This is a genomic window from Treponema sp. OMZ 838, from assembly GCF_000775995.1.
GTDB lineage: Bacteria > Spirochaetota > Spirochaetia > Treponematales > Treponemataceae > Treponema.
The window spans coordinates 2,380,143-2,393,999 of record NZ_CP009227.1; the positions used below are offsets into that span (position 1 = coordinate 2,380,143).

At 47.0% G+C, this 13,857-nt stretch carries 11 protein-coding genes; 4 read left to right on the forward strand and 7 right to left on the reverse strand.

The window, feature by feature from the left end:
• Positions 1-73: 73 nt before the first annotated feature.
• Entirely contained in the window at positions 74-1,075 is a 1,002-nt protein-coding gene (locus QI63_RS10785; protein ID WP_044016302.1) for an AAA family ATPase, read from the reverse strand.
• Between the two features lie 146 nt (positions 1,076-1,221).
• Here QI63_RS10785 and QI63_RS10790 point away from each other — a divergent pair, with 146 nt between their 5' ends.
• Both QI63_RS10790 and QI63_RS13365 read left to right on the forward strand, forming a co-directional pair.
• Positions 1,222-3,108 carry an InlB B-repeat-containing protein gene (locus QI63_RS10790; RefSeq protein WP_052185547.1) on the forward strand — a complete coding sequence of 629 codons (1,887 nt, stop codon included), beginning with the start codon at positions 1,222-1,224 and terminating at the stop codon, positions 3,106-3,108.
• Positions 3,109-3,156: 48 nt separating this feature from the next.
• Entirely contained in the window at positions 3,157-3,312 is a 156-nt protein-coding gene (locus tag QI63_RS13365) for a hypothetical protein (RefSeq protein WP_235619698.1), read from the forward strand.
• Between the two features lie 387 nt (positions 3,313-3,699).
• Here the strand turns inward: QI63_RS13365 and QI63_RS10795 are convergent, their stop codons facing one another.
• The 6 genes from QI63_RS10795 to QI63_RS10820 form a co-directional block, all read right to left on the reverse strand.
• Positions 3,700-4,839, reverse strand: a complete 1,140-nt coding sequence (locus tag QI63_RS10795; RefSeq protein WP_044016303.1) for a vWA domain-containing protein — start codon at positions 4,837-4,839, stop codon at positions 3,700-3,702.
• Between the two features lie 19 nt (positions 4,840-4,858).
• On the reverse strand, positions 4,859-6,739 hold the full coding sequence (locus QI63_RS10800; protein WP_044016306.1) for a RelA/SpoT family protein: 1,881 nt from the start codon (positions 6,737-6,739) through the stop codon (positions 4,859-4,861).
• Positions 6,723-7,733 (reverse strand): peptide chain release factor N(5)-glutamine methyltransferase, encoded by a 1,011-nt coding sequence (prmC, locus tag QI63_RS10805; protein ID WP_044016308.1) that lies wholly within the window; start codon positions 7,731-7,733, stop codon positions 6,723-6,725. Before prmC ends, QI63_RS10800 begins: the two co-directional genes overlap by 17 nt.
• Before the next feature lie 4 nt (positions 7,734-7,737).
• The gene (gene prfA, locus QI63_RS10810; protein ID WP_044016311.1) at positions 7,738-8,805 is read right to left on the reverse strand and encodes a peptide chain release factor 1; all 1,068 of its coding nucleotides are present in this window, start codon (positions 8,803-8,805) and stop codon (positions 7,738-7,740) included.
• Positions 8,806-8,895: 90 nt separating this feature from the next.
• Complete coding sequence (locus QI63_RS10815; RefSeq protein ID WP_044016313.1) at positions 8,896-9,792, reverse strand: ankyrin repeat domain-containing protein; 897 nt, start codon at positions 9,790-9,792, stop codon at positions 8,896-8,898.
• Positions 9,793-9,830: 38 nt separating this feature from the next.
• Entirely contained in the window at positions 9,831-11,063 is a 1,233-nt protein-coding gene (locus QI63_RS10820) for a cation:proton antiporter (protein WP_044016314.1), read from the reverse strand.
• A gap of 418 nt (positions 11,064-11,481) precedes the next feature.
• On the opposite strand from QI63_RS10820, the gene QI63_RS10825 reads away from it, so the two are divergent.
• Both QI63_RS10825 and QI63_RS10830 read left to right on the forward strand, forming a co-directional pair.
• On the forward strand, positions 11,482-12,204 hold the full coding sequence (locus QI63_RS10825; protein ID WP_235619699.1) for a DUF4912 domain-containing protein: 723 nt from the start codon (positions 11,482-11,484) through the stop codon (positions 12,202-12,204).
• 79 nt (positions 12,205-12,283) lie between these two features.
• Positions 12,284-13,855, forward strand: coding sequence for a 1,4-alpha-glucan branching protein domain-containing protein (locus QI63_RS10830; protein ID WP_044016317.1), 1,572 nt, complete (start codon positions 12,284-12,286; stop codon positions 13,853-13,855).
• Positions 13,856-13,857: the final 2 nt, after the last annotated feature.

Sequence of the window (13,857 nt, forward strand, 5' to 3'; positions counted from 1 at the left end):
TAAGGCGTCTCGTAATTTTATTGTACCATTACGCTGCGCTTCTTTCTATAAAGCCGCTGATAACCGGCTCCTATTACGGCTGCGGGATAAGTTCGAGCAGCTCGGCGATAATTTCATCGGCGCTAATATTTTCCGCGCTCGCTTCATACGAAAGCTTTAAGCGGTGGCGCAGGATGGGGTAGGCGAGTGCCTTTACGTCTTCGGGCAGGACATAGTCGCGTCCGTTTAAAAACGCCCGTATCTTTGAGCATCGGTAAAGGGCGATGCTTGCGCGGGGGGATGCTCCGACGGTGATGTAGCTGAGGTAGCTCCCGCGGGGCAGCTCTTCGCGTTTTTCGATGATGGGGCGGGTCGCCGTAACCAACGAGATAATGTATTCGTGCAGGCCTTCCGTACAGCGTACGGATTCAACTCCTTTGCGGATGGTATGAAGCGTGTCGACGGAAAGAATCGATTCGGTTTCGGGCGTCTGTGTTTTTTTTGCCGAAGCGGTGATGTTCTCGCTTTTCAACATGATGACCAGCTCATCCGCCGGCTTAGGATAGGGGACGAAGAGTTTAAACAGGAAGCGGTCGAGTTCCGCTTCGGGAAGAGGGTAGGTACCTTCCTGTTCTATCGGGTTTTGGGTTGCGAGCACGAAAAACGGTTCGGGAAGCGGATAGCTCGTTTCGCCGATGGTAACTTGTCCTTCCGCCATCGCCTCGAGCAGCGCGGACTGAACCTTTGCCGGCGCCCGATTGATTTCATCGGCCAGTACCAGATGTGCAAATAGCGGCCCTTTGCGTACCGAAAAGCGGTGTGCGATAGAATCAAAAATGAGCGTTCCGGTAAGGTCGGCAGGCAGTAAGTCGGGAGTAAACTGGATGCGTTTAAAACTTAACTGTGAAAGATCGGCGAATGTCCGTACCGTTAAGGTTTTAGCAAGGCCGGGCGCTCCTTCCAGCAGCACATGCCCGCCCGCAATATATGCGACCAGAATATCGTCGATCAGCTGTTCCTGCCCGATGACGGATACGGCCATTTGTTTTTTAAACGCAGCAATCCGCTGCATCGCTTCGGTTTGTAAGCTCTCCATAATAAGGAAGTGTACGCATATTTTTCATTCTATGCAAGATAATGTAATTCTGTAACTTCTTATAATCTTATTCCTTGTATGTAGGCTGCATTTTACTTTTAATCATATTGATAGTGTTAGAAAGATCGATTTTAAAGGAGCCGTGTGTGAAAAGATTTTTTTCCCTTGTTTTTATTCTTGCCGGTGTGTTTATAATTAGCGGGTGTCGCAATCCTTCTCTGAGGGCGTATACGGTTACCTTTAATACGCAAGGCATTGGTACTGCTCCGGCGATGCTTACGGTTGCGGAAGGGAGTAAGCTCACCGCAGCGCAAATACCTTCGCCTACGGCTATCCCCACAAATAAAAGCTTTGACGGCTGGTTTAAAGACCCTGCCGGTGCACAGCCGTGGAACTATAATAGTGATACCGTTACAGCGGATATTACGCTCTATGCAAAATGGCGTAATGCTTCTTCCCCATCACAGCCGCCTATTCCTCCGAGCCCGGGAAATGTAACAGTAAGGTTTGATGTGCAGGGATTCGGTTCGCTGCCTGCCGGTACCGCGACGATTACCGTGACTAAAAACAGTAAATTAAGGCCCGATCAATTACCGCCGCCTGAAGATATTCCTGATGATAAAAACTTCGATGGATGGTATAAAGAGGCGGTCTGTGCCAATAAATGGGATATAGATTCAGACATCGTTACCGGAGATATAACACTGTATGCAAAATGGAGTGATGTTCGTTTTACCGTAAGGTTTGATACGCGTGGACTTACCACTCCACCGGCTCCGGTAACTGTTATTAAAAATCATACTATTCCTGCAACTGATATACCGAATCCTACGCACCGGACATGGAATTTTTCCGGCTGGTATAAAGATAAAAATTGCAATACTCAATGGAATACGGCCTCCGATACCGTTACGGCAGATATAACGCTTTATGCAAAATGGACTCCTAAAAGTCTTTTAAAAAAGGAGTTATGGGAAAGTAAGAAAACTGAAGGAGCGACAAACTATTTTCGAATTCCGGCATTGGCACAGACAAAAGACGGGACGCTGATTGCCATTACGGATTTACGATACAATCATACTGCCGATATCGGTAAGTTCGGGCCTAATGGGGAATGGGGGCAAGACTCCCATATCCATCGCGTGGATGTAATGGTTAAACGCTCTACCGATAACGGCTTGACATGGGATAGCAGCAGTACAAAAATTACAAATACACCGGATAATCCCGTGAAATACGGTTATGGAGATGCCGCTATCGTGGCAGATAGGGACTCGGATAATGTACTGATTATTTGCGCTCACGGGGATACCCGCTACGGACATTATACAGCAGGAGATGCAAATACACGGCTTAAAGTTGTTAAGCTCCGTTCCTTAGACGGAGGTAAAACGTTTACACAGCCTGAGGAAATTACGACTTCCATTTACGGTTTAAACGGTGATTGGGGAACGCTCTTTTTCGGTTCGGGGAAGATTATGCAGTCTCGCAAGATAAAAAAAGATAAGTATTATCGTATTTATGCAGCCCTGTTAGTTAAAAAGACATCAAAAGCTCCCTCTGGAAAAGCCAAAGTCGCGCTCTTCGGAAATGCCGTATTGTACTCTGACGATTTCGGTGAAACATGGCAGGTTCTCGGTGATGCAACGGTGTCGCCGATACCGAACGGTGATGAAGCCAAGGTTGAAGAGCTTCCCGACGGCAGAGTATTGCTTTCAAGCCGCACTGAGAACGGACGTCTCTTTAATATCTTCACTTATATAAATGAAGGAACCGCAAACGGGCATTGGGAAAATGCTCAAAGTATGCTGCTCGAAAATGAACGCGGTACGAACGGTGAAATATGTATTATAAAGGTTCGTAAAACCGATACGAAAGCTCCGGTATATCTTGCATTGCAGTCTATTCCTTTATCCTCAAAACGGCACCCCAAGGGAGGATCTGAACCGAACATCCGTATGGATGTAGGCATCTACTGGCGCGTAATAGAAGAGAACATCAGTCTTTTGGCATTGGCAGACAGTACCAAGTAGAAAAAATATCAAGTATTTACCGGAGAGAGCGGGTATTCGACAATGGTGATGCAGCAGGATCACCGGATCGGTTTCTTATATGAAAAATATGATCATGTTACCAACCTTGGCGATATGAATGACGTATACGATATCCGCTATGAGAGTTTACCTATCAGCACTATTACTAACGGCGAATACGAAGCGGCCTTTTTAACGGAGTAGCAACATAGTAAAACAGCCTTTCCGTAAGCCTTTTGAAAATAGCCTGTCCAGAAGTATACCTCCGTGTACACTTCTGGACGCGAGTTTTTGTTCCACAAAAACATCGCTGCTGTATGGAACCACGGACATCCGTGTCCGTTCTGAAAATGCTAGGAGCGTACAAAAAAGTACCGCAAACACGCTACTGACCAGAGCCACCGCCATCCTTGGCGGAATTGATACGTTGAGGATTTTCAGTAGCAACATAGTTTCCGTAAGCCTTTTGAAATAGACGGTACAGATACAAGGAGTTAGGCAAAAAAGTACCGCAGGCGTATCTTTGATACGTTGAGGACACTTTTTTGCCGTACGACGCAGTAGATGTGCCGTATATTTCAAAAGGTTGGTCTAGTAGGTCTTATTATGCGGCAAAATAATCGGGAACAGTTTTACATCCTTTGCCTTTGCCGCTTCGATAACGCCCTCTTTCGTAATTGAGCCTTGAGGGCGGGGGTGGGGTGGGGCATCGCCGATAAGGATCAGTTTACGGTCGGTGTCCGTATCGGTGCGCCATTCAAGGTCGAGTCCCGCATCGATGCCTTCGTAAACCGCTTCGGGGATGTCGCGGCCGCCGAATACGCTAAAGCTCTTGAGCGCAGCGGAAAAACGATCGATATCCGAGGTAAAATCGGTTGCGGTTTTAGTCAAAAAATCATCATAGTAGTCCTTATAAAGGACAAGCCCTATCCGGTATGAATCATACTTGGGAAGTATCTTTTTCAATGAGATTGCAAGCAGCTCTCTGACTTTTTGTATATCATCCTTCATACTTTCGGTTGCATCGATAACAAACACCACATCGAGGTTCTTGCGCTTCTTTGGTGTCAAGATGACTTCAATCGACGGCATAATACCGTCAACATTCTTTGAATAGATCAGTTTATTGCCGCTCAAACGGGCAAGTTCCGAAAAAGCCGTAGCAGCCGGTTCGCTAAAAGCCGGATCATGCACTTCCTTAATCGATTTTTGCGTTACACGGAGGACGAAGGGGTTATCGCTAAAAGAGCCGGTATAATCGGCATACGGCTTTTCAAATGCGCGGATATTAAAAAACGTGCCGTCCAATACCTGCACTTCGCCGTGTCTGTCCCATTCATAGCCGTAACAGATAATATACGGTACCCAGATATGAAATGCTTCGCCGAGCGGCGTGTCTTTTTCCGGGCTGGAGTCTATCAGGCTGTAAAGCCGCTTTCCGCGGGTATCCAGCTCTTTGCCGTTCAGGATACGTTTTTCATCGCCGTTAATGCTGTTGTATTGGAAATCGCGGTATGCAAAGTTATCGAGCCGATTTTGAGGATCCTTTGTCGTCTCCGTCATCAAGATGGAAGCGATATCGGGCTTTTTTCGAATATAAAAGTGATATCCGGCGCCCTTAGGGTCTTGAATAACCGCAAGATCGCTTTGGTCAAGCTCTAAATCCGCCCCGAATACGGGAAACAGGAAGCCGATAAGCGCAATAACCGTAATAATACCGTTCTTTTTCATACCTTTAATATCGAACGGATTACTTATGCGGCTTAATTTTTTTCTGCATTTTTTCGGGATTTTTCTGTTTGCTTTCTTTTATATCCCACTCAACGTCGATGAGGCGGGCTTCCAAATCAGGGATTCTTTTGAGGTTGATACAGCTTTTCCTATGAATGATAACTCCTCTTCCGTTTGCGACATAGCCGCAGATGGCGGAATCGGAGGTCGGCTTGCAGCACCCTGCAAAACGTACGGGAAAGTTGGTAGAACCGCCGATGCGTATCCGCAATGCTGGATTCTTCTTGGGATCCTTTTGAGCTGATTCAAGTTCTCGTTTTGCCGTTTCAGCTTCTTCTGGTGTTTCTTTGGGCGGCCGTGGTGCTTCTTTTGTCGCATCTTCGGCAATATCCGTTCGCTGTCCTTTTTCTTCTTTTTCAGTGTGGAGGAGATTTTCGTGCAGTTGGAGCCATGCGCGGATTTTTTGACGAGCCCGCGTCGTATGGGCGTTTTCGTACTGGTTGTGCGTGGGGTGCGCGTTCGGGTGCGTGATAACCTCCACCACTTGCGTGTTTTTGAGCGGGCGAGAAAGCGGGATGATGGCGCCGTCAGCCTTCGCGGATACGAGCTTTTCCCCTATCGACGAGTGGATACGGTATGCAAAATCGACGGCGGTTGCACCGGCGGGCAGCTCGATAATATCACCTTTAGGCGTAAACACAAAAATCGAATCGCTTAATAAATCGCTTTTGAGTTCCGCAAGGAATTCTTCATTATTAAAGCGCTGTTGCGCGAGCGACTTGACCTGCTGCACAAAAGATAATTCCTGCTCGTTTGCCGTTTTGTTCTTGCTGTGTTTTTTATACACCCAGTGGCTTGCAACGCCGCGCTCGGCTATTTCGTGCATTTCGTGCGTGCGGATTTGGATTTCTAAGGTTTGCCCGCCTTTACAGATAACGGTGGTGTGGAGACTTTGATAGCCGTTCGCTTTCGGCATCGCGATGTAGTCCTTGAAGCGACCTTCAAGCGGCTTCCATACCGTGTGCATCAAGCCGAGGATGGTATAGCACTCGTTCACGGTGGTGCATAAAATCCGCACCGCGAGGAGGTCGTACAATTCATCCGCCGCCTTGTTCCGCTTTTTCATTTTTTGATAGATAGACCAAAAGTGTTTGGCGCGGCTCTGCACCTTAACCTTGATTCCCGATTTTTCCATCGTTTGATAGATTGTTTTTTCGGTGCTTTGTAAAAAGGCTTCCCGTTCTTTTTTCTTTGCCGCAACAACGTCTTTTATCTGATCGAAGGCCTCGCGGTTAATGTATTTGAGGCTTAAATCTTCAAGCTCATTTTGAACGGTGGAAATACCCATCCGCTGGGCAAGCGGCGCCCAGATTTCGCTGATTTCTCGGGCGATACCGCGCTGCCGCTCGGCAGGATATTCGGAAATATACCGAATCTTATCGAGCCGGTCGGCAAGTTGGATAATCATAACCCGTAAGTCGCTTACGAGGGAGAAGAACATTTTGCACACGGTATCGGTATGTTCTTTGCTTTTGTTATACAGCTTTACATCGGAGAACTTTGCCGCCGCATTCAAAATATCCGCGGCCGTATTCCCGAATTGAGCACGCAGTTGCTCCTCCGGTAACGTAAAGCTGCCGTCTTCGCTGTAGAGCAGCGCGCAGATGATACTTTCGGAATCCATTTCAAGTGCGGCAAGGCTGTGCGCCATACGCAGCGAATGGGCGGCGTCGTGCGGAATGGGGGCGTCAGCTGCCGTATCGGGTATACGGTTTGTAAGCAAAAGATTCCATGCCGCGGTAATCCGAGCGGCGTCTTCAGGACTTTCCGCTTCCGCATAACAGGGATACTGCGCAAAAAAATGTTCAAGACTGCTTAGGTTTTCAACTTTTTCTACCATCGTGTTCGCCTTCGATTAGTCTGTCTTGGCCTGCTAAATCTTGATGGATACGGATGTCCGAAAAGCCTGCGGTTTCAAAGAGCCGACGGGCGGCTTGGGCATGGTATTCTCCTACCTCGCTTAAAAGGACTCCGTTGCGGTTTAGGACAGTACGGGTATTATTTGTCAAAATCCGTATAAAATCAAGACCGTCGGAGCCGCCGTCGAGGGCTAATGCCGGTTCATTCCGCCCGTCTTTGAGTAGTTCCTGCGTCAGTGCGGAGGGTACATACGGCGGATTGGCAGCGATGAGGTCGAAGCGGAGGTTTTCGGCACTCAGAGGTGGCGAGGATGTTCTATCGGCACCTTTGGGAAAGGGGGTTGTGCCCAACCGCAGCAGCTTCTGAAAGCGGGCGATGGTTTCCGGCAATGCGCGCATATCGCCTTCGATGATATGAAGCCGCGTTTGTGTTTCAGCGGACAGGAGCCGCTCTGCATTGAGGCGGGCTATGGCGAGGGCGGCGGGAGAAATATCGGCGGCAATGCAGCAGAGATTTCGTATGCCTTCAGCTTCAAGCGTATGTAAAATGGATATTGCGACGCAGCCCGATCCGGTGCAGGGGTCGAGTATGAACAAGGTTTGATCCTGCCGGAGAGCCGCCGTTTTTTCTCTTATGACGGTGAGGCTCCGCTCTACCAGCAGTTCGGTGTCGGGCTTGGGGATCAGTACATCGGGACTCACGTGAAAGGGAAGCCCCCAAAAGTCTTTTTCGCCGGTGATATAGGCAATGGGTAAACCGGTGCAGCGCCGCTCTGCCGCCGCGTAAAAGGCTTCCCGTATCGGAGAAATATCGGCGTCATCATGGGCAAAAAGCCATGCCCGCGGCTTATTGAGAAAGTGCTGCAGCAGGACATCCGCATCGAGCGTTAAAGACGAGCGGGGCTGCGTTTTCAGTATTGCCGACTGCATAAACAAATCGACGGCGCAGCGGCGGGCATCGGCGACGGTGAACATCCGATTATGCTTGGGCTTTCATCATTTGTTCGCGGGCGGCGATGCAGAGCGCTTCGACGATTTCGTTGAGGTCTCCTTGCATAATCGCATCGAGCTTGTAGAGAGTTAGATTAATCCGGTGGTCGGTTACACGGTTTTGCGGATAGTTGTAGGTACGGATGCGTTCCGAACGGTCTCCCGAACCGACTTGATTTTTCCGGTCTTCCGCCCGCTCCGATTGCTTCTTCGCTTCTTCCATATCATAGAGACGGCTCCGCAAGACGCGCATTGCCTTTGCCTTATTTTTAATCTGGCTTTTTTCGTCCTGACAGATAACGACAAGACCGGTCGGGATATGGGTAATCCGCACGGCGGAGTCGGTTGTGTTGACGCACTGACCGCCGGGACCGCCTGCGCGCATAACGTCGATGCGCAAATCTTCCTGCTTGATAACGATTTCCGTTTCTTCCGCTTCGGGTAAAACCGCAACGGTTACCGCACTCGTGTGGATACGCCCCGAGCCCTCCGTTTCCGGTACGCGCTGTACGCGGTGCACACCCGATTCATAGCGGAGACTTCCGTACACATATTTGCCTGAAATGGACAGCGTTACTTCTTTAAACCCGCCCAGCTCGGTTTCATTTGAGGAAAGAATTTCGTATTTCCAGTTTTTCAATTCCGCATAGTGCGTGTACATTTTTAACAGATCCGCTGCAAAGAGTGCCGCTTCTTCTCCGCCGGTACCGCCGCGTATTTCCATAATGATATTTTTTTCTTCGAGCGGGTCGGGCGGAATCAGCAACACTTTAAGGTTGTTCTCGCTTTGCTCCAGTTGAGCTTCAAGGTTATGCAGCTCCTCCCGCGCCATCTCTTTCAAGTCATGGTCGGTTTCTTCCTGCATCATTGCGCGGGTTTGTGTAATGTCTTTCTCCAGATGGAGATACTGTGCATATTCTTCCATTAGCTTTGAAAGATAGGCATGTTCCCGCATCACTTCTTTGTAACGGCTTTGGTTTTTGATCAACGCAGGGTCTTGTATTTCTTCTTCCAGTTCTTTCCAGCGAACTGATAAGCTTTCAAGTTTTTCTTTCATAATAATTCACCTTATCACACACTTTTAGCCGAATAGAACGGCTGATTTTTTTGAAGGACATTGATATTGATAGTGCCGGATTAGACGTAGCTAAGGCTGCTGCATAGCTTCTAAAATCTCTTTATTGTGAAACAGCTTTGCATATCCCAACGCGGACATACCTAAATGATCGGAAATATTCCAATCTGCCTTGTGCTTGATGAGGGTCTGTACCATTGGGACATCCTGCCTGCCGACGGCAAGTATTAATGCCGTTTGTCCATCCTTGCTCTGAATGTTTGTATCGGCATTTTTTGAGAGCAGTAATTCTGCAGTCTTTAAATCGCCGATTTGAGCGGCTTCCATCAATGCCGAATAGGAACGGTCTTCGGCACGGAGATTTATCTCTGCTCCATAGGTGAGCAGGAGTGTGGTAATCTCATAGTGTGTATTTCTGACGGCAAGCGAAAGTACCGGAGTACCGCGCGTGTCCCGCTGTGAAGCACTGAATCCGGCCTCCAAAAACAGCTTGACAATTTCGTATTTGCCTTCTTCTACTGCTGTCGTAAAGTTTGATTCAAAACAAGGACAGCCGATATCCAGCAGCTGTTCGCGGGCAAGCCGCTTTCGTTCTACTGTTAGAAAATTCTGCTGCTCTTTAACAAAAAAATCTTCAAATATATCAAGTGCCAACGGGATGATAAATTGTTTACAGTTTTCCGGTAAAGGTAATGACTTTCTCTGTCCCAGCGTTAAGATAGGAAGATGCTTTCCAATACCAAGACCTAAAATGAAAATAAATGCAGGATCTAACCTAGGTGTATTCTTACCGAAAATAAATAAAATATGCGAGGCATCCTGCAGCAGAGCTGCGGGAGAGCATGTATTGTCTTTCCATAACCTTTCGGCTTGACAGTGTTTGACATCGCATTGATGAGATTCAATAATGTGTGCGGCTGCTTCGGCGGTTTTCTTTTCCGCATTTTCATACATAATAACGATTTTCATGATACTATCCGGTAATATATCGTAAAGTGGAAATCATTTCAATGATTCTTGATATTCTGAGGTTTAATTGCTCCTGAGCGTATCAGTGCTATTTTTGCAGTTACCGGTCCCATCAATTCATATAATACCGAAGAAGCCAGAATGATGTTAAATAAGATGAGACCGTCCTTTTCAGGCAGCATCGCTTTCCCCATAAACGCGAGACCTATTGCAACACCCGCTTGCGGCATCAGAGCAAAACCCATATTGTCCGTTATCTTCTTATCGATAGACAGTATTTTGCATGATGTGTATGCGCCGATATATTTTCCGATTATCCTGATACAAAAATACGCGACTCCGATAATCCCCGCCGTTACGATAATGGTCAGATCCATATTCATACCGGAGATGATAAAAAAACTGCTCATCACCGGAGGAGAAAAATTATTCATTTGGTCGAATAGGGTTTTATCGTTTGTCCGGTTGTAATATACGGCGCCGCATACCATACAGGCAAGCAGCGGGCTTACCTCGAAGTATGAACAGATACCGGAAATTAAAAAAAGAAATGCGACGGCTAAAATCAGGCGATTGTCAAAGCTCCGTTTTTCTGTAATGAGAAACTCCATACACAGAGCGGTCATGAATCCCAACATTAGCATTGCGGCATTAAGCGTAATCGGCATCACAATACTCATAATATTAAACACATCGCTTTCCTGTGCATTGACGACGGCAACCATGATACTGAACACAAAAAGGCAGACAACATCGTCAAAGGCGGTGATACGCAACAGCAGATCGACAAAGGGGCCTTTACCGTTGTATTCCTTTATCGTCATAATAGTGCTGGCGGGGGCTGTTGCGGTCGCAATCGCACCGAGTAAGAGTGAGAAAGACAGCCTCATTTTAAATACGAAGAGCATAACAACGGTCACTAAGCATCCTGCTAACAGAGATTCGCAAAGCGTGATAAAGACGACATTCCGGAATTCCTTTCTGCCGTCGCTCCGCTTAAAGTATCTTCCCATATCAAAAGCGATAAAACTGAGTGCGATAATCGAAATAACGTCCAAGTTGACGATAAAATGCCGATGGATTAAATGCAATCCGCTTGGGCCTATTAAAATACCTGCTAGAATATAGCCGCTTACCTTCGGCAGCTGAATCCTTTTTGTGAATCGAGTGACTAAAAAGCCGCTTATCAATATCAACGCAAAGGATATCAGTATTGTGGTAGGTAAGTTAAGGCCTTTAACAATGTTGTAAATAAAATCGATTATATCCATCTTTTTGCTCATCTTTGATACGCATAGGTGCACCGCCGAAAGGGCGATTGTGAATTCAGAGGTGTTCTATACTATAGTATATACCTAAAAGACGCAACCTCCTTTTGAAATATACGGCATATCTGCGTTGTCGCTACGCCGAAATAAATGCTCAACGTATACCCGATACGTCTCCGCTTTATTTCGGCTAGGCTCCTAGCATCTACGCCGTCTATTTCAAAAGGCTTACGGAAAGGCTATTTTTAATGTAAGGCAAATGCATTAAAAGGATATATCGGACTTCGCAGAAAAGTTGGTTGCCCTACCATATAGCAACGCTTTTGAAAAGAGACGACGTAGATACAAGGCGTGAGCACAAATTAACCGCAGGCGTATCTTTGATACGTTGAGGATTAATTTGTGCACAGCAACGAAGTAGATGCGCCGTATATTTTCAAAAGGCTTGAGTCTTGACATAACGATGAATATTTTAGATGATGCCTCAATGGGTAATGCGGTGAAATTTACCAGATCTTATTTGCAAACACTGTCGACGGATGCTCTTTTTGCATTGGCAGACCAATATGGGCTGTTTTTGTCGTCGGATTTGACGAGGCATCTTTTGATCGGCGAATTGCTCGATCTTGATGACGGTACTGCGAATGATGAATACAGTGGTGATTCCATTGCGGCGTCTGTAAAGCCTCATGAGGCAACCTATAGCTATAATATGACCGAAATACGGGTTATCTTAAAAAATCCGCTGTGGTTTTTTGTCTTTTGGGATTTTCATAAACGCCTTTTTACCGAATTAACGGAAGCGAAAGATTTTTCTTTTTTTTCACTGCGTGTACATTCCCTCGATCCTGAGAATACTTCAAAGTCATTAGACTTTTTTGATATACAGGTACTCAAGGAAGACCGTAGGCACTATGTGCATGTCTCTTTTGACGAATACCTGCATCGTATCGATTTAATGGCTCATTTTACGAACGGCCGTGAGCAGATATTGGCACAATCGAATATCGTCGGCATGCAGCGGAAGAATATTCCACAACGGCTTTGCATTTCACAAAATGCGGTGAATAAGATAATCAGTCTATCGGGATTGGCTGCTTTAAAGAAGTCCCACTTTAGGCATTACCGGCAAGCCTTTAGATAAAAAAGCTTGGGGATGTCTTGAAAGTCGGTTGCTGTTTCGCCATCCCCGTGTTCGAAGAACAGTATATTCGAGGTACCCGATGATTAAAAAGACCTTACTTTTTATTTTTCATGCTCACGTACCGTATATCCGTCATTCGGAAGAGAATGAGCCGCTTGAAGCGACACAGTTATATGAAATGCTATCGTACGGTTTTTTACCGTTTTTACGGATATGCAGCCGTTTGGATGCCGATGCTGTTCCGTTTAAGTGTGCGCTGGTCATTTCTCCGCTTTTGTGCGAAATGCTGAAATCTCCTTTGTGTCAAGAACGGTACGGCGTGTACTTGGATCAGCATATCGTATTTGCACAGCAGGAATTAAAGCGGGCAGCAGGCTCACCTCGGGAAGCTCTTGTACGGCTGTCCCTTGAGTTTTTACAGATGAACCGAGAAGATTTTTATGTCCGTTATAAAAAAAATATTTTGAGCGGAATAAATTCCTTTGCTGCTAAAGGCTGTATTGAACTGCTTGCAACATCGGCGACGCCATGTTTTTTCCCGTTTTATCAGGCTATGCCCGAAGCGCTTACCGTTCAGATTGAACAAGGACTCAGCAGTTTTCGGGAGGATTTTGCAACGGTTCCCGCAGGGTTTTGGCTCCCATCGATGGGGTATGATACGGGGCTGGACAGTATGATCAAGTCGTACGGTATCGATTATACCGTATTGGAAAGCCAAAGTTTCTTATTTGCCGATCGGCCGCCGGTGAATGGTGTCTTTTCCGCCGCGATGGGAGAAAGCGGGCTTTCGTTTTTAGGAAAAGACAGTACCGCATACACCGATATTGCACATTCCGAAACCGGTTTTTATCTGCACCCCGATTACCTCGATACCGATAAAGATGCCGGGTTTGAACTGGATGAACAAGCGCTTTCGCCCCTGTTCGATGTGAAAAAAGGACGGCGTACAACAGGATTTTGTTATCACCGGCGAGGCGGCGGCGACTATGACGCAGCGGCAGGCGCACTGCAAGCGGAAAAAGATGCCGAGCGGTTTCTTGCAAACCGTGATGCGGTATTAACGGAGGCTGCAGAATTGCTTGATATCGATCCCGATCCGCTGTGTTCAGTTTCCGTGCTTCCGCTAAGGTTTCTCGGCAAAACATGGACGGAGGGAATGTGGTGGCTGGAAGCTGTATTCCGCAAACTCGCACAGCGGCATGATATGCAATGCGCTTTACCCGCCGAATACCTGAAAAAAGTGCGGCGGATACAGAGTATTAATCCTTTTTATGCTTCCAACCTGCCGAGCGGATATGCGGATGAACTGATCAACAGCTCAAACGATTGGATGTTTCCCCGTATTCAAAAGGCTACCGAACGGATGATCGACCTTGCCGGACGTTTTCCCAGTGACCAAGGTATTAAAGAGCGGATGCTGAATATGGCAGCGAAAGAGTTGTTGCTTGCCCAATCGACTGATTGGCCGTTGATGGCGGATGCCCAAACCTCTGCCGAATACGCCGCTGCAGAATGCGAGGAGCATCTTGCTGCCTTTACCGATGTGTATGATTCACTCGGTTCCGGCTCGATCGGTACCGATCGGCTGATTAAAAGAGAAAAAGAATATCCGATATTTTCGGAGATGAATTACCGTTTTTTCATATCATAGGG